The sequence below is a fragment of the Aquimarina gracilis genome (assembly GCF_035285365.1).
Taxonomy (GTDB): domain Bacteria; phylum Bacteroidota; class Bacteroidia; order Flavobacteriales; family Flavobacteriaceae; genus Aquimarina; species Aquimarina gracilis.
Genome location: NZ_JAYKLX010000001.1, coordinates 515227 through 537010, shown reverse-complemented (window position 1 = coordinate 537010; position 21784 = coordinate 515227). Strand labels below are relative to the sequence as shown.

The 21784-nt window shown below is 36.4% G+C and carries 15 protein-coding genes; 8 read left to right on the top strand and 7 right to left on the bottom strand.

All coding sequences use genetic code 11. The annotated features are described in order from the left end of the window. Positions 1 to 70: 70 nt before the first annotated feature. From U6A24_RS02225 to U6A24_RS02210, 4 genes are read right to left on the bottom strand one after another with little or no spacing between them, the layout of a single operon-like run. Complete coding sequence (locus tag U6A24_RS02225; RefSeq protein ID WP_324178305.1) at positions 71 to 3568, bottom strand: efflux RND transporter permease subunit; 3498 nt, start codon at positions 3566 to 3568, stop codon at positions 71 to 73. Between the two features lie 8 nt (positions 3569 to 3576). Beyond that, entirely contained in the window at positions 3577 to 4743 is a 1167-nt protein-coding gene (locus tag U6A24_RS02220) for an efflux RND transporter periplasmic adaptor subunit (protein WP_324178304.1), read from the bottom strand. 6 nt (positions 4744 to 4749) lie between these two features. Beyond that, positions 4750 to 6114 carry a TolC family protein gene (locus U6A24_RS02215; protein ID WP_324178303.1) on the bottom strand — a complete coding sequence of 455 codons (1365 nt, stop codon included), beginning with the start codon at positions 6112 to 6114 and terminating at the stop codon, positions 4750 to 4752. Then, on the bottom strand, positions 6111 to 6716 hold the full coding sequence (locus U6A24_RS02210; protein ID WP_324178302.1) for a TetR/AcrR family transcriptional regulator: 606 nt from the start codon (positions 6714 to 6716) through the stop codon (positions 6111 to 6113). Before U6A24_RS02210 ends, U6A24_RS02215 begins: the two co-directional genes overlap by 4 nt. A 229-nt stretch (positions 6717 to 6945) precedes the next feature. On the opposite strand from U6A24_RS02210, the gene U6A24_RS02205 reads away from it, so the two are divergent. Next, on the top strand, positions 6946 to 7920 hold the full coding sequence (locus U6A24_RS02205; protein WP_324178301.1) for a polyprenyl synthetase family protein: 975 nt from the start codon (positions 6946 to 6948) through the stop codon (positions 7918 to 7920). Then, positions 7913 to 8269 carry a hypothetical protein gene (locus tag U6A24_RS02200; RefSeq protein ID WP_324178300.1) on the top strand — a complete coding sequence of 119 codons (357 nt, stop codon included), beginning with the start codon at positions 7913 to 7915 and terminating at the stop codon, positions 8267 to 8269. Before U6A24_RS02205 ends, U6A24_RS02200 begins: the two co-directional genes overlap by 8 nt. Here U6A24_RS02200 and U6A24_RS02195 read toward each other — a convergent pair. Then, on the bottom strand, positions 8266 to 8805 hold the full coding sequence (locus tag U6A24_RS02195) for an alpha-ketoglutarate decarboxylase (RefSeq protein WP_324178299.1): 540 nt from the start codon (positions 8803 to 8805) through the stop codon (positions 8266 to 8268). The genes U6A24_RS02200 and U6A24_RS02195 overlap by 4 nt on opposite strands. Positions 8806 to 8920: 115 nt before the next feature. Here U6A24_RS02195 and U6A24_RS02190 point away from each other — a divergent pair, with 115 nt between their 5' ends. The 3 genes from U6A24_RS02190 to U6A24_RS02180 all read left to right on the top strand — a co-directional run bounded on the left by U6A24_RS02190 (position 8921) and on the right by U6A24_RS02180 (position 13314). Next, the gene (locus U6A24_RS02190; protein ID WP_324178298.1) at positions 8921 to 11695 is read left to right on the top strand and encodes a 2-oxoglutarate dehydrogenase E1 component; all 2775 of its coding nucleotides are present in this window, start codon (positions 8921 to 8923) and stop codon (positions 11693 to 11695) included. A gap of 66 nt (positions 11696 to 11761) precedes the next feature. Next, complete coding sequence (odhB, locus tag U6A24_RS02185) at positions 11762 to 12988, top strand: 2-oxoglutarate dehydrogenase complex dihydrolipoyllysine-residue succinyltransferase (protein WP_324178297.1); 1227 nt, start codon at positions 11762 to 11764, stop codon at positions 12986 to 12988. A 95-nt stretch (positions 12989 to 13083) separates the two neighbouring features. Then, the gene (locus tag U6A24_RS02180; RefSeq protein ID WP_324178296.1) at positions 13084 to 13314 is read left to right on the top strand and encodes a hypothetical protein; all 231 of its coding nucleotides are present in this window, start codon (positions 13084 to 13086) and stop codon (positions 13312 to 13314) included. A 567-nt stretch (positions 13315 to 13881) separates the two neighbouring features. Here the strand turns inward: U6A24_RS02180 and U6A24_RS02175 are convergent. After that, positions 13882 to 14805 carry a GYDIA family GHMP kinase gene (locus tag U6A24_RS02175; protein WP_324178295.1) on the bottom strand — a complete coding sequence of 308 codons (924 nt, stop codon included), beginning with the start codon at positions 14803 to 14805 and terminating at the stop codon, positions 13882 to 13884. Between the two features lie 196 nt (positions 14806 to 15001). After that, positions 15002 to 16321 carry a hydroxymethylglutaryl-CoA reductase, degradative gene (locus U6A24_RS02170; protein WP_324178294.1) on the bottom strand — a complete coding sequence of 440 codons (1320 nt, stop codon included), beginning with the start codon at positions 16319 to 16321 and terminating at the stop codon, positions 15002 to 15004. Positions 16322 to 16560: 239 nt separating this feature from the next. On the opposite strand from U6A24_RS02170, the gene U6A24_RS02165 reads away from it, so the two are divergent. Genes U6A24_RS02165 through U6A24_RS02155 form a run of 3 tightly spaced genes read left to right on the top strand, consistent with a single transcriptional unit; the run spans position 16561 to position 21745 of the window. Continuing rightward, the gene (locus tag U6A24_RS02165) at positions 16561 to 18732 is read left to right on the top strand and encodes a S9 family peptidase (protein ID WP_324178293.1); all 2172 of its coding nucleotides are present in this window, start codon (positions 16561 to 16563) and stop codon (positions 18730 to 18732) included. 20 nt (positions 18733 to 18752) lie between these two features. Then, entirely contained in the window at positions 18753 to 20147 is a 1395-nt protein-coding gene (locus U6A24_RS02160; RefSeq protein WP_324178292.1) for a peptide MFS transporter, read from the top strand. A gap of 11 nt (positions 20148 to 20158) precedes the next feature. Beyond that, positions 20159 to 21745, top strand: coding sequence for a peptide MFS transporter (locus U6A24_RS02155; RefSeq protein WP_324178291.1), 1587 nt, complete (start codon positions 20159 to 20161; stop codon positions 21743 to 21745). The last annotated feature ends 39 nt before the right edge of the window (positions 21746 to 21784 follow it).

The following is a 21784-nucleotide window of genomic DNA, read 5'->3' as shown; positions in this document are numbered from 1 at the left end:
AAATCGATAATGGATAATAAACAAAAAAACGCCGCTAATTGCGGCGTTTTTTCATCAATTTTACATATCCCTATGCGGTTGCAGCTGTAACAGGTACTTCTACAACTTTCTTTTTACTAAATCGTACTTTTACTCTATTCACAATAAAAAACAAACAGGGCACAATAATTAGAGTAAGGAAGGTAGCAATGATCAATCCATAGATTACGGCCCATGCTAATGGCCCCCAGAAAATCACATTGTCACCACCAAAATATACTCTTGGGTCACCTGTGCTAAATAATGAAAAGAAATCAATATTAAAGCCAATAGCTAGTGGGATTAGTCCCAATACCGTTGTGATTGCCGTTAATAATACTGGACGTAAACGAGCTCTTCCTCCTTTAATAATAAGTTTCATTACTTCTTCATTGGGTAAAAGATCCCTTTCGGCAACATTTAGTTCTACTTTTTTACGATCAATAAGTAGCTGGGTGTAATCTAATAATACTACACCATTGTTTACCACAATTCCGGCAAGGGAAATAATTCCCATCATCGTCATCATGATTACAAAGGAGGCTCCTGTCACCAAAATTCCACCAAACACTCCTATAAAACTCAAGAATATAGCGATCATGATAATGGTTGGTTTTGAAATAGAACTAAATTGAAAGATCAAAATCAACATGATTAATCCTAATCCTGCAAAGAAGGCACTCATCAAGAAAGCCATTTGTTTATTTTGCTCCTCTATTTGGCCTGTATAATCTATTTTTATACCTCTAGGTAAAGTTGGGAAACTCGCCATTTCGGTCTGAATTTGCGACACAATTGCTCCTGCATCTGTATATCCTGGTTGAAGACCAGAATATACCGTAACCACACGCTTCGTGTCTTTATGTTTGATAGCACTAAAGGATGAGGTATTCTTTTTTGATGCTACTGCCGAAACAGGGATTTCCTTAAGTCTTCCTGTTGCTTGATCTCTGAACGTGATATTCTGTTCAAAAAGAGCACTGGTATTGTACCTGTTGTCTTCATTAAATCGAACGTATATATCATAATCTTCGCCATCCTTTTTGTAGACCCCAGCTTTCTCTCCAAAAATAGATCGACGTAGTTGATTACCCACTTGCCCAGCGGCAACCCCTAATTCTCCTGCTTTTTCGCGATCTACAACTACTTGCATTGCGGGTTTACCTTTGTTAACATCGATTTTTAATTCTTCGATACCGGCTATATTTTTCTCATTGATGAAGTTTCGCATTTGTTCTGCTATATTGATCAATTCGTCATAATTTGGTCCTTCAATTTCGATATTGATCGGGTATCCTGCAGGTGGACCAACGGGGTCTTTTTCTACAGAGATCGCAACCCCTGGATAAATGCCTTTAAGGTTTTCCTGTACTTTTTGGCGTAGCACTTCAGAGTCTTTCCCTTTTCTGAATTTAAACTCCCTCATCGTTGCAGTGATCTTTGAACGATGTGGCATTTCGGCACTACTTCCTCCATCGGTTTGTGGATTACCGGCACCTTCACCAACCTGTGAAACTGCAGATTCTACCAAGAAATTATAGTTTTCACCTTCTACATATTCACGATCGTTTACAACCGCATATACGCGCTGCTCAATCTCTTTGGTAATGGCATTGGTTTTATCAATATCAGTTCCTTGGGGATATTCGATATACACAACAATTTGGTTGGGTTTATTATCGGGGAAGAACTCTACTTTGGTTCGTTGACTTTCTATAGAACCTCCAAACATGGCAAAAACAACAAACAATAAAATAAATGTACCAAACACAAAACCATAAGCGCGCCACCCTCTAAGGGCAAAAGATAAAAAGCGCTGATATTTATCTTCTAGCCATGCCAAAATTCTTCGTTGAAAGAAATTTGCAGCACCCTTAAGCACATAGCGGTACACCCAAAACATGATTGCGGTAACAATCATTAGGCTACCTAAGGCTCTAACTTGTCCTCCAATAATTAATATGAAAATTCCGATCCCACCAAGAATAATACTAAGTCGAATAAGTTGTTTGCGGGTTAGTTTTTTTTCACCAATTTCCATAAACTGAGAAACGAGCATCGAGTTAATAAAAATGGCCACAAAAAGCGATGATCCTAGTACAACGGATAAAGTAATAGGGAAATAAATCATAAATTCGCCCATTACCCCGGGCCACATTCCCAATGGAATAAAAGCAGCTACGGTTGTGGCGGTTGAAATGATGATAGGATAAGCAATTTCACCAATACCTTTTTTTGCAGCCTGTATACGAGACATGCCTTCTTCTTCCATCAATCGATATACGTTTTCTACCACTACAATACCATTATCTACCAGCATTCCTAATCCCATAATCAGAGCAAAAAGAATCATGGTATTCATAGTGTACCCTAAAGCCGAAAGTATCATAAAAGACATAAACATCGACATAGGGATTGCAAACCCAACAAAAAGTGCATTTCTGAAACCTAGAAAGAACATTAATACTCCCACCACTAGAATAATCCCAAAAATGATATTATTTACCAGGTCGCTTACTTGGTTTTCGGTTTTTTCAGATTGATCGTTGGCTACGGTTACACTAAGATCTGATGGAAAGACATTTTCTTCAGCATTTTCAAGAATCTTATCTATTTTCTCTACGGCTTCAATCATGTTCTTTCCAGAACGTTTCATGACATCCAACATCACTACATTATGGCCAAATTCTCTGGCATACGTGGTCTTGTCTTCCTCTTTAAAAGTTACTTCGGCAATATCCCTAAGATACACTGCACCGTCTTGAGATTTTACAACAAAATCATCAAGTTCTGTTGGGCGATCAATCTCGCCAAGTATTCTTATCGTTCTTCGCTGTCCGCTGGTAATCATATTTCCAGCAGACATGGTTACGTTTCCATTTTTGATGGTGTTGATTATATCATCAAAACTTACTTTGGCGGCCATCATTTTATAAATATCTACGGCAACCTCTACTTCTTTTTCCTGAGCACCTCGAATTTCTGCCTTTTTGATTTCCAAAAGATCCTCTATTTCATCCTCAAGATACTCGGCATATTCTTTTAGCTTGTCTACTGGATAATCACCCGCAATATTGATATTTAAGATTGGTGTTTCTTCTGATATACTGAGATCGAAAACATCTGGTTCTACTTTGGCATCATTAAATGTAGGCCAGTCTTCGTTTGCTTTTTCAGAATCTACTTCATCTTTTACCTTTTGTTTGGCTTCGGCAACAGTAAGTTCTTCTTCAAATTCTATAGTGATAATACCATAATCCTCTTGTGAAGTAGAAAGAATCTCTACTACATTACTTACATTTTTGAGTCTGTCTTCTAGTGGATCAACGATTAATCGCTCAATATCCTCTGCCGTATTTCCTGGGTAGGGAATGCTTATATATATTTTAGTCTCGTTAATTTCTGGAAAATTTTCTCTAGGCATAGAGAAATACGCAGAAAGCCCTAAGACCAAAAATATAGCAATCATTACATATATAGTAGTTGGGTTGTCTATGGCCCAGGAGGATAATTTAAACTCCTTATCTACCTTTTTCTTATTAACTTCCATAGGGTATGTTAGTTTAAAATTTTAACTTTCTGACCATCTTTAACGCTTCGGGCACCTTCACTAATAATAGCATCTCCATTATTGAGTCCATTTATAACCTCTATAAGGTCCCCTTGTGTTTTTCCGGTTTTTATAACTACTCTATTGGCTTGAGCTATGTTTTGAGCATCCTTACCCGAAGTAACATAGGTATATTGATCTCCTTCGGCATTTTCTGAAATGATACTTTGGGGTATCAATATCGCTTTCTCATTGGTGTAATCATTAATCTTTACCTTTGCAGTAAGATTTGGTTTGATAGTTCCCCCGTTTGAAGGAATACCCACTTCTACCATAAAAGATCGGTTGTTTGGGTTAATATAGTTGCCTACTTGTCTTACTTTGGTTTCTATGGTTTTGCCTAGTACCGGAAAGTAAACCTCTACATTTTTACCTTTAGTTATGCTGGCAATATATCGTTCTGGTACTTCAGTCTCGATATACATATCATTAAGATTAACAATACGAATAACTTGGTTTTGGCCAGCAGAAACTACACTACCTTGTTCGGTGATCACATCATCGATTACTCCAGAAAAAGGAGCGTTAATGGTAGTTTTTGCCAACTGTCGTTTAATTTGATTTACTGCATTTTGCTGAGCCTCATAATTTGTTTTTGCTTCGAGATATTGAATTTCAGAACCAATCTTTTGCTCCCAAAGTCTTTTTTGGCGATCAAAAGTTGTTTTTGCTAATTGCGCTTGTACTTCTACTTGCGAAAGTTGCTGACTCAATCCGCCATCGTCAATTCTTGCTAGCAATTGTCCTCTAGTCACTTTTTGACCCTCTTTGACATATACTCGGGTAAGTATACCGCTCATTTCGGGATATAAAACTATGTTCTGTTTTGTTTCAACATTTCCTTGTAACTCAAGGTAGTGATTAAACAAAGTGTCTTTGGCCATTATAGTGGTAACCAGAGGAAGTTTTTTTACGGTATCCAAAGAAGCGATAGCTTCATCAATTTGTTTTAACTGATCAGCAATTTCTTGTTGTTGACCAACAACTTCGGTTCTTTTGGCACGTAAGGCAGTCAGGTCTTTATCTTCAATAATTTTTTCTATCGATTTTGAACTGTTTTGCCCACATGAAATGATCAAAAGCGAAATGAATAAAATGGTAAGTATCTTTTTCATAATTGGTTACTTATTATTTTTTGGTGTGTTTAAAATCGTTTCTAGTTCTGCTTTTTTGTTGATGATATCAAGCATGGCTTGTAATACTTCTTGCTGTGTATTGTATAGTTGTAACTGGGCTTGTCTAAGATCAAAACTTGTGGCAAGACCTTCAGAATATTTAATTTGATTCTTGTTTTCTATTCGTTCGGCAAGTCCCAAGTTTTGCTTGGAGGTATCATAGTTTTCAATAGAAAGTTTATAATCACTTATTGCAGAATTATATTGTAATTGAATTTCCTGTTGTGCTTGTATAAATTCGGTATTAGATTGCTCAAAGGCTATTTTGGCTTGTTGTGTTTTTGCACTGCGTCTAAGAGAACTAAAAATAGGAATCTCCAGACTTGCCCCAAGAATAGATGATTGAAACCATGGAGTTTCACTATCCAAAAACACAAAGTCGTTGTCAAATGCAGCAGTACCATAATTGATAAATGCTGATAGTTTTGGCAATGCTCTACTTTTTTCGAGCTTAAGTTCTAATCTTCTTTGCTCGGTTAAAAGATAGGCTAGTCTGTAGTCTACATTGTTTTCCATTATAAAAGGAGTAGTAGTAACAGATTGATCCATGTTTTTTAAGGTTAAACTATCCAAATCATCTGTCAGCTTAGTGTTAGAGTCAACATCAACACCAATAGCAAGATTAAACATTTGCAGAGCAATTTTCTCCATTCGTTTAGCATTGCTTAGTTGATTTTGAATTTGTAGTAAAGTGATTTGTAGTTGTTCTACATCTTCTTCTTCAGCCAGACCGTTTTCAAAAATTTTCTTAGTCTCTTGATAATTTTTTTCTAGTGCGGCTACATTATTTTCAAGAATTTTTACACTTTCTTGGGCTACAAGTACACTGCCATAGGCATTGATCACACCTTTGCGCACTTCGAGTTGTACTTTTTCTTCAGAATCATTGTTGAATTGTAAGAAACTCTTTGCAGCTTCAAGACCTACAAGATAAGATCCATCAAAAATAAGTTGATTTAATGTGGCAGTGGCCGAGGCTTGTTGTTTAACTCCAAAAACAACAGGTACAAAAGTTCCTGGTTCTCCGCCAACAAGTTCTCCTGGTAAGGGAGTAACAGGTTGTTTTAATTGATTTTGATAATCAACAACTCCGCTAATTTGAGGTAAACCATCTGCCGTAGTTTCCCATTTTCTTTTAATTGCTTTTGCAACATCTCGTCTTGCATTGATTGATTGGTAACTGTTTTCTAATGCAAACTCAATGGCCTCGTCTATAGTAAACGAATAAATAGAATCGGTTGGCGATTGCTGAGCCTGCAAAGAGGCTATCGATAACAAACCAAGACAAAATAACCAAAGGTTGTTTCTCATATTTGATGTTCTTTAATAAGATTGTTTAAAATTTTGCGTCCTTTTTCTGTTGTGATCCCCAGAATATGATATTCCAGATAGTCGTCCATCAGTTTGGCAACCGGAAACATCTGTTCGGGAAACATGTTTTTATCTTTTATTCCGTTGGTACCTATAAAATAGATTCGCGAAATGAATTGGATATCTATGTTTTTTCTAAAAACTCCCTTTTCTATACCTCTTTTAAGATTATCTACTACGCATTCCTGAAATACCTCAAATTGCTTGGATTTTAATCCTTGATGAATTTTTGGATAGTATTTTTCTAATTGATGTAATGGAGCAGTTTTTTCATTTTTAAGATGATGCATCACAAAGGCCTTAATTGCATAAAGTTCTTCAATAGGATCTAGATTTTCTTCGAGAATGGTATTGATTCCTTCGGTTATCTTGCAAAAAAGGTGCTTTGTGGTTTCTTCAACCAGTTTTGTTTTGTTTTGAAAATGCGTGTAGATCGTTTTTTTAGAAATGCCCATTTCCGAAGCAAGGTCATCCATAGTAACGCTCTTAAATCCAAGATTCAAGAACAGATCATTCGCTTTTTCGACTATTTTTTCCTTCATTATTTTGGGGGTAATTGTAATATGACGGGGGCAAATGTACATACGGAAACTATAAAAACAATAAAAGTTTCCAAAGTTTTACATTTATTTAACACATGCATAATAATCCAAACTTTAATGTTAATTTTTTTAAGTAATGACTGATGCTGTGACGTCTAGAGTAATGATTTTTGGACATAAGTTTTGAAATGCATATCCCATTGTTTTACCTTAGCATAAAAATTTGACTGTGCACACAATTTCTGATTATCAGGGGTTCTTTCTAGAGTACCTCTCTAAGAAAACTATTACAAAAGAGCCAAAGAACCTTTACGAACCTATTTCCTATATTTTAAGCCTTGGTGGAAAAAGATTGAGACCAACACTTGTGCTTATGGCGGCTGAAATTTTTGAAGGCTCATATAACGAAGCTTTGGATGCCGCACTGGCTATAGAGATTTTTCATAACTTTTCGCTAATTCATGATGATATCATGGATGATGCTCCTTTAAGAAGAGGAAAAGAGACCGTTCATGAAAAATGGGATGTCAATACCGGGATTCTATCAGGGGATGCCATGCTAATCAATGCATATCAATTATTCGAAAACTATAATGGTACCACATTTAGGGAGCTGGCACAATTATTTACAAAGACCGCAATAGAAGTTTGTGAGGGACAGCAATATGATATTGATTTTGAAACCCGGGATGATGTAACGATTCCTGAATATATCAAAATGATAGAATACAAAACTGCTGTTTTGGTAGGAGCTGCTTTAAAAATGGGAGCGATCGTAGCTGGTGCTTCAGAAACTAGTAAGTCTTCAATTTATGATTTTGGAAGGCTGTTAGGATTGGCTTTTCAGCTTCAGGATGATTATCTCGATGCATTTGGTAACCCTGAAACCTTCGGGAAACAAGTTGGAGGAGATATTATCGAAAATAAAAAAACTTTCTTATACCTCAAGGCATTAGAATATGCTTCTGATGATGAAAAAAAACAACTTCAAGGTTTATTTTCCTTAAACCCCGATGATCCTTCAGAAAAAATCAGTACGGTTAAACATCTCTTTGAAACTACAGGAGCCAAAGATCGTACTCGTGCCGAGATTGAGGCATATACGAAAAAGGCTTTTTCGGCATTAAATGATTTAGAAATTTCAGAAGAAAAGAAAGCGCTTCTACGGCTTTTTGGTTCAACTTTAATGAATAGAAGTGTCTAATAATGATCACATTGTAGCTGTAAATAAACTTTTTGACGAGGTTGCGAAAGCAGATTTGTATCCACAACTGCTGAAACAACTTCAAAAAGATTTACATCGCGCAGGAATTGATCATGACATCGATCCCGAAATAAAGTCAAACAACCTCATTGTGGAGTTAAACAATTTGCTTTATGATCAATTGCAAAATGCTTTTAACGATTTCCTTAATTTATTGTATGCTGTAGATGTGTCGGAAAAAGAAATCAAAGATTTCCAATCCGAGAACATTGAAGAGATCGCTATGTATACTACATATTTAATTCTTAAAAGGGAATGGAAAAAAGTTTGGTTGCGCAATAATCTTTAGAAAAATACTCTCACAAAAGGCGCATAGGCACTTCCATAAATACTTTTATCTTCATCAAAGAGCAAATCGTATCGCAACCCAAAACTTACAAAACCAGTTCTGTATCCTGCGCCAACAAATAATGCAGGATACCAGTAATCCTCGGTAAATGTCTCGCCAGGTACCTCAAAACGACGGTTCACACCCATTTGTTCGAATTCTGCAGAAAATTGAAATTCGGGAACCGGATTAAAAAAAGAAATGATACTAGCACCATAGTTGGTGCTGCTCCCTTCTTCATTAAACCGATCATCATCAAAACTACTATAACCAAAGTTTAATCCAAGTCCGGCACTAAACCAAGGATTAAATTCATATATAGCTGCCGGGGCAAGTACTGCATTGAAGGTATCATTAGAAAAACCAATACCAATATTTCCTCCGAATCTTACATTTGACCAGAAACTTTCCTCTTGAGAATAATTAAATTGTAAGGAAAACAGAATTGTAAATACTAAAACAAAAAGGTTATTATTTTGAGAGGTAAATACTTTCATCGTTAAATTTCAAAAAAAAATGTTGCATAAATATAGATATTTCAATGGTCAATAAATTGTAATTGTTGTATTTTTGTATCGTTTTGTCATAAAAAAGACAATTGAGTACTTACATATGGATAAATATTCATTTTTGAATGCGGCTCATACCGCATTTTTTGCAGATTTATATGATCAATACTTACAAAGCCCTGATAGTGTAGAACCTAGTTGGAGGGCTTTTTTTCAAGGGTTTGATTTTGGTTTAGAAAACGCTAATGGTTCTGGAGAAACGATTTATGTCGAAAAAGAATCTGGAGAAACAACTGCTGTGCCCGAAAGTGTGCAAAAAGAGTTTCAAGTAGTTCGACTTATAGACGGGTACAGAACACGAGGACATTTGTTTACCAAAACGAATCCAGTTAGAGAAAGACGAAAGTATGCACCTACATTAGCTTTAGAAAACTTTGGGTTAAGTCAGGCAGATCTTAATACAGTTTTTAATGCTGGAGAAATTATAGGTATTGGACCAAATACGTTAAGCAATATTATTGTTCATCTGGAACAAATATATTGTGATTCGATAGGGATAGAGTACATGTATATTCGCAACCCAAAAGAACGCGAATGGATCCAGGCCAGGGTTAATTTTAATACCAATCGAACTAAGTTTTCTGCAGATCAGAAAAAACATATTCTTAAAAAACTTAATCAAGCAGTTTCTTTTGAAAGTTTCTTACATACCAAGTACGTAGGTCAAAAACGATTTTCACTTGAAGGTGGAGAGTCTTTGATACCTGCATTGGATGCTTTGGTAGAAAAAGCCGCAGATCTTGGCGTAAAAGAATTTGTGATGGGAATGGCGCATCGTGGTCGCCTGAGTACGCTTACCAATATTTTTGGAAAAAGTCCCAAAGATATTTTTAGTGAGTTTGATGGTAAAGATTATGAAGAAACGGTTTTTGATGGAGATGTAAAATACCATTTGGGATGGACCTCTAAACGAAAAACCGATAACGGTAAGGATATAAACATGAATATTGCTCCAAACCCTTCTCACCTAGAGACTGTAGGAGCAGTAGTAGAAGGGATTACCCGAGCAAAACAGGATCGTCACTATCAAGAGAATACTTCTGCGGTGCTTCCAATTGTTGTGCATGGAGATGCGGCAATTGCTGGTCAGGGATTAGTATATGAGATTGTACAGATGGCCAAGTTGGAGGGGTATAAAACAGAAGGTACCATTCATATAGTAGTGAATAATCAAATTGGTTTTACTACCAATTATCTTGATGCAAGATCTTCAACCTATTGTACCGATGTAGGTAAAGTAACCTTGTCTCCGGTACTTCACGTTAATGCCGATGATGCTGAAGCCGTTGTGCATGCAGCCAATTTTGCCTTGGACTTTAGAATGACATTTAAACGTGACGTGTTTATCGATTTATTAGGGTATAGAAAATATGGTCATAATGAGGGTGATGAACCACGTTTTACGCAACCAAAACTATACAAGGCAATTGCTAAGCATAAAAACCCAAGAGATATCTATGCCGAAAAATTGATTGCCGAAGGTATTATAGATAAGGCTTATGTGACAAAGCTAGAAAAAGAATATAAAGCCTCACTTGAAGAAGAGCTTGAAGACTCTCGCAAACAGGAAAAAACAGTAATTACTCCATTTATGGAGGACGAATGGGCAGGTTTTGAAAGGGTTCAGGAAGATGAAATGATGGAAGTGGTAGATACTACTTTTTCTAAAGAAGGACTTACAGAAATTGCCAAAGTAATTACCAAATTGCCAGAAGATAAAAAGTTTCTTCGCAAAATTGAAAAAATAATTCAGGATAGAAATAAGAGATTTTTTGAAACAGACGAGTTAGATTGGGCGATGGGAGAGCTACTAGCTTATGGATCACTTTTGAAAGAAGGATACGATGTTAGAATGAGTGGGCAGGATGTTGAACGAGGAACATTCTCACATAGACATGGTGTTATTAAGGTAGAAGATAGTGAAGAGGAAGTGCTGCTGCTTAATAATCTTCATGGGGATCAGGGAGATTTCTATATCTACAATTCGTTACTTTCAGAATATGGAGTATTAGGCTTTGATTATGGATATGCCATGGCAAGCCCCGATACTTTGACAATTTGGGAAGCGCAGTTTGGAGATTTCAGTAATGGAGCCCAAATTATGATCGATCAATACATCTCTTCTGCAGAGGATAAATGGAAATTGCAAAACGGTATTATAATGCTATTGCCTCATGGTTATGAAGGTCAGGGAGCCGAGCATTCTTCTGCCAGAATGGAAAGATATCTTCAGTTATGTGCAAAAGACAATATGTTTGTTGCCGATGTTACTACACCAGCCAACATGTTCCATTTGCTTCGTAGACAAATGAAGGCAAAATATCGTAAACCTTTAGTAGTATTTACTCCAAAAAGTTTATTGCGTCACCCAAAAGTAGTTTCTTCAGTAGAAGAGTTAGCCGAAGGTAGTTTCCAAACCATTATTGATGACCCAGATGCCAAGGCTAAAGATGTAAAGACATTGGTTTTCTGTACTGGTAAGTTCTATTACGATTTATTAGAAGAAAAAGAAAAACTAGGCAGAAAAGATGTAGCTTTAGTGCGTATCGAACAGTTATTCCCATTGCCAGCGGCAGAAATGGACAAAATTGTTAAGAAATACAAAGCCGAAGATGTGGTTTGGGCACAAGAAGAGCCTCGTAATATGGGAGCTTTAAGTCATATGCTTATGCATTATGATGATGCAAAAAGTTTTAGATTTGCAAGTAGAAGACCTTATGGAGCTCCGGCAGCGGGAAGCGCAACGCGTTCTAAAAGAAGACATCAGCAAGTAATCGATTATGTTTTTGATAAAACAAAGGATAATCAGAAAAGATAATATTTAATACGTAACTATAATTAAAAGGATTTCCGAAGGAAATTTACAAAGGATAAATTCAAAATTATGGCTTTAGAAATGAAAGTCCCATCACCGGGAGAGTCAATTACAGAAGTAGAAATTGCACAATGGCTTGTAGAAACTGGTGATTATGTTGAAAAAGATCAGGCAATCGCCGAAGTAGATAGTGATAAAGCTACGCTTGAACTTCCGGCAGAAGCAAGTGGTATTATTACATTAATGGCTGAAGAAGGCGATGCTGTGGCTGTAGGACAAGTGGTTTGTCTTATTGATACTGATGCAGCAAAACCAGAAGGTGGTGATTCGGGTCCCGCTCCAGTAGAGGAAGCTCCAAAAGCCGAAGAGAAAAAAGAGGAAGCTCCTGCACCTGCAGCACCTGCGAAAACTGAAACATATGCTACAGGAACAGCTTCGCCTGCTGCCAAAAAAGTGCTTGCCGAAAAAGGAATTGATCCTGCACAAGTACAGGGTACTGGTAGAGACGGACGAATTACAAAAGCCGATGCTCTTGATGCAAAGGCATCTATGGGAACTCCTGGGCCAGGAAGTAGAGGAGAGAGCCGCAAGAAACTATCAATGCTACGCCGTAAAGTTGCCGAACGATTGGTTTCTGTAAAAAATGAAACGGCAATGCTTACCACTTTTAACGAAGTAGATATGCAGCCAATTTTTGATTTACGAAGTAAATACAAAGAAACCTTCAAGGGGAAACATGGTGTAAGTCTTGGATTCATGTCTTTCTTCACTTTGGCATGTGTAAGAGCGTTAAAAATGTATCCTGCTGTTAACTCTATGATTGATGGTAAAGAAATGATTTCTTTCGATTTTCAAGATATTAGTATCGCAGTATCTGGGCCAAAAGGATTAATGGTCCCTGTAATTAGAAATGCAGAAAACCTTAGTTTTAGGGGGGTAGAGTCTGAAGTAAAACGATTGGCCATAAGAGCGCGTGAAGGACAAATTACTGTTGATGAAATGACAGGAGGAACATTTACAATAACCAATGGTGGGGTATTTGGTAGTATGTTATCTACACCAATTATTAATCCACCACAAAGTGCAATTCTAGGAATGCATAATATCGTAGAGCGCCCGATCGTAAGAGATGGACAGATTGTGATCGCTCCGGTAATGTATGTAGCATTATCGTATGACCATAGAATTATCGATGGTAAAGAATCAGTAGGATTCTTGGTAGCTGTAAAAGAAGCACTGGAAAATCCTGAAGAATTACTGATGGATAATAATGTTATGAAGGCGTTAGAATTATAGACACTATCCCATAAAGTGTGTAAGTAAAAATACCGAGGGTTTGGCTTAATTAAAGTTGAACCCTTTTTTCATAGATCATGAGGAACTGATGTAGTATGATGCCCCAGTTCACAGCTGCGCAAAGTCTCCCTACTTTGATTGTTTGGCGAAGTGGGGACTTTGCAGAGGAAGGTGAGTTGGTCTACATAGGTTCTCTAAGCTTCATGGCATCGAGATCTTGTTCTTCGCCAGGCTCTATGACGGTATGCGTGTATTTTGAAAATTATCCATTCTTAAAACTTTTTCATTGTAGCATGACCAATACATGGTTCATAGGTTATATGTAACTTAAATTATTTAGAATGATTCTACACCTGGGAAAAACGCCCCGGAAAACCCGGGATCATTTTCCGGGCCCGGAAAAACGTGCCGGGTTTTCCGGCAGCATATTCCCCGCTCGGAAAGTTGTGCCGGGTTTTCCGGCAACACATTCTGATGGGATAATAAGCTGCCGGAGTTTCAAGCCTGTTTTTCCTTAAAAATTATCCAATAATAGGTGCTACGAGTTTCATTTTTCGTTACAGGGAAGATAAGATAAGAGTGATTTTTTTTAAACTTTTTATTTAAGGCATATCACCGAACTATGAATAGTCGTCTACGAGCGTTTTATAAGGTAGAGAAGTAGCGTTGTAGTATGAGTCATTACAAGGAAATCCAATAAAAGTTTTATCCAGTAGATGCAATGACATTTGTTGTATTTGTAGCTTCTGCCTCCTCCTTTGAAGGAGGATTGAGGAGGATGTTTTAAAAAATCCGAACTATGAATAGTCGTCTACGAGCGTTTTATAAGGTAGAGAAGTAGTGTCATAGCAATCGAAATGACAAAAAAATACTTTTTGGAGGGTCTCTTTACTTTATAAAACCATTTCAAGATAAGAAATAATAGTAGTGTATCCCTTTTCTTTAAAATAATTCATTTCAGAAGATGTACCGGTTACAAGAGCAAAATCTCCACCCCAACCGCCTAAACTTTTTATGCTTCTTGGATAATCTGGAAACAATTTGGATTTCACTGTTTCTGTCTTTATTATTTTAGAGATAGTTTCTTCGTGTTCATCAATTAAACGTTCAAAAGCATCGACAGCAGTGCAATCCACTATTTTTGAAGTTATTTCTGATATTACTTTTTCTGCGTTATCAAAGTCCTTTAAAGGCAAAGATTGATAACGTTTAATAGACTCTTTACTGTCTTGTTTTTGATTCAGATACACAAAGAAAAGTTCTTCTTTAAAGGGAGGATCAAAATCAATTTCTTTAATTATAGGTTTACCTTCGGTACGTGTATATAAAATAGGGGTATCATGTTGCGCGCAGGCTATATCATATCCGCTACCGCCAAAACTTTTTTCCAATAGTTCAAAAGCATCTACTTTTGCCCATTGTGCAATATTATTAATTAGGGTAGAAGAAGAGCCAAGTCCCCATTGGCGATCAAACTCTAATCGAGCCTCAATACTATATCCATGACCAGAAGAAAGAAAATTAGGGTTTAGCTCTTTGGCGGTTGTAAGAATGTTAAGTAAAGTATCGGTAATTGAATCCTCTTCTTGATCATCCTGAACCAGTAGTGGGATACCGTTTTCAATGATTAACATGGTATCAAACCAACAATTCCCATCTTCATCAAAACTTTTCCAGGTTATTTCTTCAGTTTCATTTTCTTCAATAAACAACCATTGTCCTTTTTTGGTAGGTACAGCCAATGCCTCAACTCCATCCAGTACCAAATATTCGGCGGTTAGTAAAAGTTTTCCGTGGCTGTAAAAGGACTTTTTCATTCTCGAAACTTTTATGATTTCAAATTATGACTATTGGCATACAAAAAACCTAAGGATAATAACGATCCCGTAATCAAAGATGTAACCAAAGGTTCGGTAAGAACTGTTTTGTTAAAAATAAAATAATTGCTAAACAGGTTAACCAAAAAGCATCCGGTGCTAATGAGTAAAAAATACGTTATAAAAAATCTTATTTTCATTCTTGTCTCAATTTCTCGATTTGCGTTACCACATCACTATGTGTAACCGTATTTGTTTTAAAATATTTTATAAGCTGTTCTTTTTCACTATCGGTAGCTTTAAATTGATTCAGGATGTTCATAAGGTGCATTTTCATATGTCCTTGCTGAATTCCTGTTGTAATTAAAGAGTTAATAGCAGCAAAGTTTTGAGCAAGTCCTGCTACTGCAGTAATTTCCATTAGTTTTTTTGCATTTGGTTTCCCAAGTAATTGAAGCGCCAATTTAACCAGAGGGTGTAGGTTGGTTAAACCACCAACCGTCCCTAGTGCAAGAGGGATTTCGATAGAAAAAGTAAAAATATCATTCTTTATTTCGGCATGTGTAAGGCTTGAATACTTTCCGTTTCTTGAAGCATAAGCATGAGCTCCGGCTTCGATAGCTCTGAAATCGTTTCCGGTTGCCAAAACCACAGCATCTATACCATTCATGATCCCTTTGTTATGTGTTACGGCTCTATATGGTTCAATTTCGGCAATATTTACGGCTCTAACAAATTTTGTGGCGTACTGCTTTGAAGACAGTTCTGGTTTGGTAGGCAATTCATTAACGGCACAAGAAACAGAGGCTTTTACCAAGCATTCGGGAACATAATTTGATAGGATGCTCATAATGATCTCGATGTTCCTCTCGGTTTCGGTAAATCCATCATACGTTTGTGACTCAGAAATCAGTGTTTTCGCAAATTGCTCCAGGCAGGAATTGATAAAATTTGCTCCCATGGCATCGGCTGTTTCAAAAGTACAGTGCAGCTGGTAGTAATTATCAATTTCTGAAGTTTTACTGCGCAGTTCAATTTCTCGTACACCACCACCGCGTTTTTCCATGTTTTTGGTAATATGAGAAACAGAAGTGATTAACGTATTCTTTATTGTATCAAAAAATTGATTGAGTTTTTCAAAGCTTCCCATATAGCTGAAATGCACTTGCCCAACCTTTGTTGTAGAAATTACCTGGGCCGAAAAACCACCTCTGATCTGCCAAAATTTTGCCGCTTTACTTGCTGCCGCTACCACAGAGCTTTCTTCAATAGTCATAGGTAGGGTATAGCGCTCACCATTGATCAAAAAATTAGGAGCAACCGAAAAGGGTAAATAATAGTTAGAAATCGTGTTTTCTGTAAACTCATCATGAAGACGTTGTAACTGCTCATCAGAATTCCAATAGGTAATAAGCGTATCTGTAGCAGTTACATCATTGTTAAAATGATGTTCTGCTAACCACTTGATTTTATCTTCTTTAGATAGTTTAGAAAATCCAGAAATTACAGGAGCCATTATGTCGTAATATTAATACAAGGACTCAAAGATACTATTCTGTTTTGGGATATTCATAATTAGGTTGGGTTTGGGTGATTTAGAAATGTTATAAGTCTTTTGATAAAAGAGGGTTATTTTAATAATATGTTAAAAAAAATCCAGCTAGGCACTATGATTTTATTGTATTTAACAGCAATTGTTGTATTTTTCACGGATTTTTTAGTATTCTTGGCGTTAACAATTTTTAAAATTATAGTATGAAGATTGCGAAATTGTTTTTTGGAATTACATTTTTTATCGGAATTACGGCTATAGCTCAAAATAAACCTTTCACGTTAGAAGAAATTTGGAAAGGTGAATTTGCAACAAATGGTTTTGAGTCTTTGCACTCGATGAATAATGGAACTCAATACTCAGTTTTAGAAAAAGATAAACTTTCTGGAGCCACCAACATTGAGGTGTATGATTATAAAACAGGAGAAAAAGTAAAAACCCTGGTAAGTTCTTCTTCTATCGATGGGTTAAACTCGTTTCAAGGCTATATCTTTAGCAAAGATGAAACTCGCATTTTACTGTCTAGTGAGATAGAGCAAATTTATCGTCATTCTTCCAAGGGTATTTATCATATTTATGACGTGCCTTCTCAAGGAGTGTTTAAGCTTAGCGATAAAAAGGTACAATCCCCTTTACTATCTCCCGACGGGAATAAGGTGGCCTATGTGATGGATAACAATATTTTTATGCTAAATTTTGTAACAGGTCAAGAAATTCAGCTTACAGATGATGGCAAAAAGAATGAAGTTATTAATGGGATCACAGATTGGGTATATGAAGAGGAGTTTATGTTTGTAAGAGCTTTTGAATGGAGTGCCGATAGCAAGAAAATAGCTTTTATAAGATTTGATGAAAAAGAAGTTCCAGAGTTTTCTATGGATGTATACGGAAAAGCGCTTTATCAAAAACAGGAAGTGTTTAAATACCCTAAAGCAGGAGAGCAAAATGCCAAAGTGTCTTTGTTTATAGCCAATATTGAAGCCATGGCCCTGGATGAAATAAAATTGGGCGATTACAAAGATTTTTATATACCAAGGATTAAATGGAGTGCAAATCCGGATATTTTGAGTGTTCAGGTACTTAACAGACATCAAAATAATCTGGATTTAATTTTTGTAGATGCCAAAACCAAATCCCCAAAGGTAGTGTTAAACGAGAAGGATGAAGCATATATTAATATTACCAATAACCTTACCTTTTTAGACGATAATAGTTTTATCTGGACCAGCGAAAAGGATGGATTTAATCATATCTATCATTACAAAGAAACAGGAGAGTTAATCAATCAGGTTACCAAAGGACCATGGGAGGTGACAGATTATTATGGTTATGATATCAAAAACAAAAAGATATTTTATCAAAGTGTAGAAAATTCAAGTATCAATCGAGATGTTTATGCCATTTCACTGGATGGAAAAGAGAAAAAGAGATTAAGTAAAAAAGATGGAGTTAATGAAGCTGAATTTACTGCAGATTTTAGTTCGTATATCAATTACTTTTCGAATGCTAAAACGCCCTATGAATACACATTGAATAGTGCTGCAACGGGTGATGTAATTCGTGAAATAAAAAATAATAAGGTACTTGCAGATAAATTGGCTACCTACGATATGCGTTTCAAAGAGTTTTCTACCATAGAAGTAAACGGAGAAACGCTTAATATGTGGATGATGAAACCCAAAGATTTTAATCCCAAAAAGAAGTATCCGTTACTCATGTTTCAATATTCTGGCCCGGGATCGCAAACTGTCAAAAATACCTGGAACAAAGAAAGGGATTACTGGCATATGTATTTAACACAACAAGGTTTTATCGTGGCTTGTGTTGATGGTAAGGGGACAGGTTTTAAAGGTGCAAAATTCAAAAAAGCTACGCAAAATAACTTAGGAGATCTCGAGGTTAAAGATCAAATAGCAGCAGCCAAACAACTGGGGGCGTTGGATTATGTAGACGCCGCACGCATTGGTATTTGGGGATGGAGCTACGGAGGATTTATGTCGAGTAATTGTTTGTTCAAAGGAGCAGATACTTTTAAAATGGCAATTGCAGTTGCTCCGGTAACCAGTTGGAGGTTTTATGATACCATCTATACAGAACGATATTTAATGACTCCACAAGAGAATGCAAAAGGATATGATGATAATTCTCCTATTAATTTTGTAAATGGATTAAAAGGAAAATTCTTATTGGTACATGGTAGTGCAGACGATAATGTGCATGTGCAAAACACGATGAGGCTGGCTGAAGCATTAATACAAGCAAATAAAGATTTTGATTGGGCTATTTATCCAGACAAAAATCACTCGGTTTCTGGGGGTAATACCAGGTTACATTTATATAATAAAATGACGAACTTCATTAAAAACAACTTATAAATTAATATTAAACTAACATAATGGCAAATACAGTTAAAGCAGCTCATCAAAAAGAGCTTTTTGGACACCCGGTAGGATTATACATACTATTTTTTACAGAAATGTGGGAACGATTTTCCTACTATGGAATGCGTGCAATTTTTGTATTGTACCTTACTGCCAAGACCATGGATGAAAATGCAGGTTTAGGTTGGTCATCTGGAGAAGCTTTGGCACTTTATGGTTGGTACACCATGTTGGTCTATGTGGCATCTATTCCCGGTGGTTGGATTGCAGATAAATTTCTCGGCCAAAAGAAGTCGGTTTTAATAGGGGGTATTTTACTTGTTGCTGGGCATAGTATTTTGGCCATAGAGCAAATGTGGGCATGGTACTCGGGACTTGGTTTAATTATTGCCGGAGTAGGAATGTTAAAACCAAATATTTCTACAATGGTAGGAGGACTTTATGCGCAAGGAGATATAAGAAGAGATAAAGGGTTTACAATTTTTTATATTGGAATTAACTTAGGCGCTTTTTTATCAAGCTTAATTGTTGGATATGTAGGAGAAGTACATGGATGGCATTATGGTTTTGGACTTGCAGGAATAGGGATGGCTCTTGGGTTACTGCAATACCTGGTAGGACAAAAATATCTTAAAAATGTAGGAAACTTTTTAGGAGCTTCAGAGAAAAAAGAAGATAAAGAAGCTATGAATAAGCCTCTTACCAAGATCGAAAAAGATAGAATCATAGTTCTTCTTATTTCGTTTTTATTGGTAATTGTTTTCTGGGGAGCTTTTGAGCAAGCAGGAGGATTAATGAATATTTATGCTAAAGAAAAAACACACAGAATGTTATTGGGTTGGGAAGTACCAGCTTCTTGGTTCCAATCTTTAAATGCAATGTTTATCATTTTTCTGGGTACTTCAGTAGCCTGGTATTGGGCTAATAGAAAACTTAAAGGTAAAGTATCTAGTTCTTTATTTAAAATGATCATTGGGCTTATCATAATGGGTACAGGATTCTTTTTTATGACTGCTGCCTCAATGGAGTTTGATTCAAAAGGTTCTTCGGCCATGTATTGGTTAGTACTAGCATACTTGTTCCATACCATTGGAGAACTTTGTATTTCACCAGTGGCACTTTCTTTTATTACCAAATTGGCACCTGTAAAATATGGTGCTTTGATGATGGGGGTATACTTTGCAATGACAGGTTTTGGAAACAAGCTTGCAGGTTTATTAGGAGAATGGGCAGAGAGTCAAGGAGAGTTTGCGATTTTTACAGGGATTGCAGTTTTCTGTGTAGCATTTGGATCTATAGTGATGCTATTCCGAAAGAAATTGGAAGTGCTTACGCATGGCGTTGAGGATAAAGAAGGAACAATTCATGAAGAAGCTGAAGGGTTCGAATTGGCTGATAACCCAAGTTAAATTATATAAACATGGATATTACTTTATGGATAATGATTGTAGGATGGATATTCGTCTTACTATGGGTGCCATTTATAATCTACACAAACAAAAAAACACATCCTAAAGCTTTATTCGTTCTTTTCTTTGCAGAAATGTGGGAACGGTTTTCATATTATGGTATGAGAGCACTTCTTACACTGTATATGGCTAAAGTCCTTTTTATTGATTTGGCACAAAATGTTGCCGAAGCAAAAGCCTATGGGATATATGGTTCTTATACTGCAATGGTTTATCTTTTTCCGGTTTTAGGAGGATTAGTGGCAGATAAACTTTTGGGTTTTAGAAAAACTATAATCTGGGGAGGATTTTTGATGGCATTGGGCCATTTCATATTAGCCTTACAAGGAATTGAAGGTTTGGAAGGTAATTTGATCTTTTTCTTTACCGCATTAGCGTTTATTATTGTGGGGAATGGTTTTTTCAAGCCTAACATAAGTTCTTTTTTAGGTACTTTTTACGAGACAGATGACCCTAGAAAAGATGGTGCTTTTTCGATTTTTTATATGGGGGTTAATATTGGTGCCTTCCTATCAACTTTGACTTGTGGATATGTTGGTCAACAAATAAATTGGCATTATGGTTTCGGGCTTGCAGGTATAGGTATGGTTGTCGGATTAGTAGTGTTCTATATTTTCTCTAAAGGATCAGGTTTTGGTGAGAAAGGATTACCTCCTAAAGATGTGATTGAGGGGAAAAGAAAATTTATTGGCCTAAATCCATCTGCAGGGATATATTTAATTTCTTTACTAGCTATCCCAGTATGCGCATTCTTTTTGGATTTAGATGAGGTTATGTCTGCAATATTAATTGTTACTTCTTTGGGGATCATTGGATATCTGGTGTTTATATCACTTACTAACAAAGATAGAGTAGAAGGCAGAAGATTACTTGTAGTAGTAGTTTTGTTTTTCTTTCACGCAGTTTTCTGGGCTTTGTTTGAACAGGCTGGAGGTAGCTTAACAATATTCACTGATAAAAATGTGGACAGATTTATTGGAGGATCAGAAATTCCCGCATCAATATTTCAAAGTTTTAATCCATTATTTATTATGTTATTTGCTCCTCTTTTTTCCTGGATATGGTTACGACTTAACAAAGCAAAAAAGGAACCAAGTACACCAATGAAATTTGTATTAGGTCTAGCGCAATTAGCAATAGGTTTTGCTGTTATCGTTATTGGAGCTAGATTCTTTGCCTCAGATGAAGGACTCGTTCCAATTGTGTTTCTGGCAGTTATGTATTTGCTTCATACAACGGGGGAGCTTTCATTATCGCCAGTTGGACTTTCAATGGTCACCAAATTATCCCCGGGTAAAGTTGTTGGGTTCGTTATGGGAGCTTGGTTTTTATCAATAGCTTTGGCTAATAAAATGGCAGGATTAATAGGAACCTTGACAACTAGTGAAAGTATTGATGAAAATACGCCCGCAATTGTAACTCTTGAAACGTATTCGTCTACGTATTTAGTTTGGGGAGTACTTGTTGTGGGGTGTGCGTCACTTATTTTACTAACTTTGGTACCGTTATTAAGAAAGTGGATGGCAGGAATTCATTAGAAAAATAAAGGAACAGTTTTGATCCTCGACAAATAAAAA

What these genes read in the sequence shown, in the direction of transcription:
- U6A24_RS02225 (WP_324178305.1), bottom strand. Translation starts at nt 3,568, where the DNA reads ATGGAAGTTAATAAGAAAAAGGTAGATAAGGAGTTTAAATTATCCTCC.
- U6A24_RS02220 (WP_324178304.1), bottom strand. Translation starts at nt 4,743, where the DNA reads ATGAAAAAGATACTTACCATTTTATTCATTTCGCTTTTGATCATTTCA.
- U6A24_RS02215 (WP_324178303.1), bottom strand. Translation starts at nt 6,114, where the DNA reads ATGAGAAACAACCTTTGGTTATTTTGTCTTGGTTTGTTATCGATAGCC.
- U6A24_RS02210 (WP_324178302.1), bottom strand. Translation starts at nt 6,716, where the DNA reads ATGAAGGAAAAAATAGTCGAAAAAGCGAATGATCTGTTCTTGAATCTT.
- U6A24_RS02195 (WP_324178299.1), bottom strand. Translation starts at nt 8,805, where the DNA reads ATGAAAGTATTTACCTCTCAAAATAATAACCTTTTTGTTTTAGTATTT.
- U6A24_RS02190 (WP_324178298.1), top strand. Translation starts at nt 8,921, where the DNA reads ATGGATAAATATTCATTTTTGAATGCGGCTCATACCGCATTTTTTGCA.
- odhB (WP_324178297.1), top strand. Translation starts at nt 11,762, where the DNA reads ATGGCTTTAGAAATGAAAGTCCCATCACCGGGAGAGTCAATTACAGAA.
- U6A24_RS02180 (WP_324178296.1), top strand. Translation starts at nt 13,084, where the DNA reads ATGATGCCCCAGTTCACAGCTGCGCAAAGTCTCCCTACTTTGATTGTT.
- U6A24_RS02175 (WP_324178295.1), bottom strand. Translation starts at nt 14,805, where the DNA reads ATGAAAAAGTCCTTTTACAGCCACGGAAAACTTTTACTAACCGCCGAA.
- U6A24_RS02170 (WP_324178294.1), bottom strand. Translation starts at nt 16,321, where the DNA reads ATGGCTCCTGTAATTTCTGGATTTTCTAAACTATCTAAAGAAGATAAA.
- U6A24_RS02165 (WP_324178293.1), top strand. Translation starts at nt 16,561, where the DNA reads ATGAAGATTGCGAAATTGTTTTTTGGAATTACATTTTTTATCGGAATT.
- U6A24_RS02160 (WP_324178292.1), top strand. Translation starts at nt 18,753, where the DNA reads ATGGCAAATACAGTTAAAGCAGCTCATCAAAAAGAGCTTTTTGGACAC.
- U6A24_RS02155 (WP_324178291.1), top strand. Translation starts at nt 20,159, where the DNA reads ATGGATATTACTTTATGGATAATGATTGTAGGATGGATATTCGTCTTA.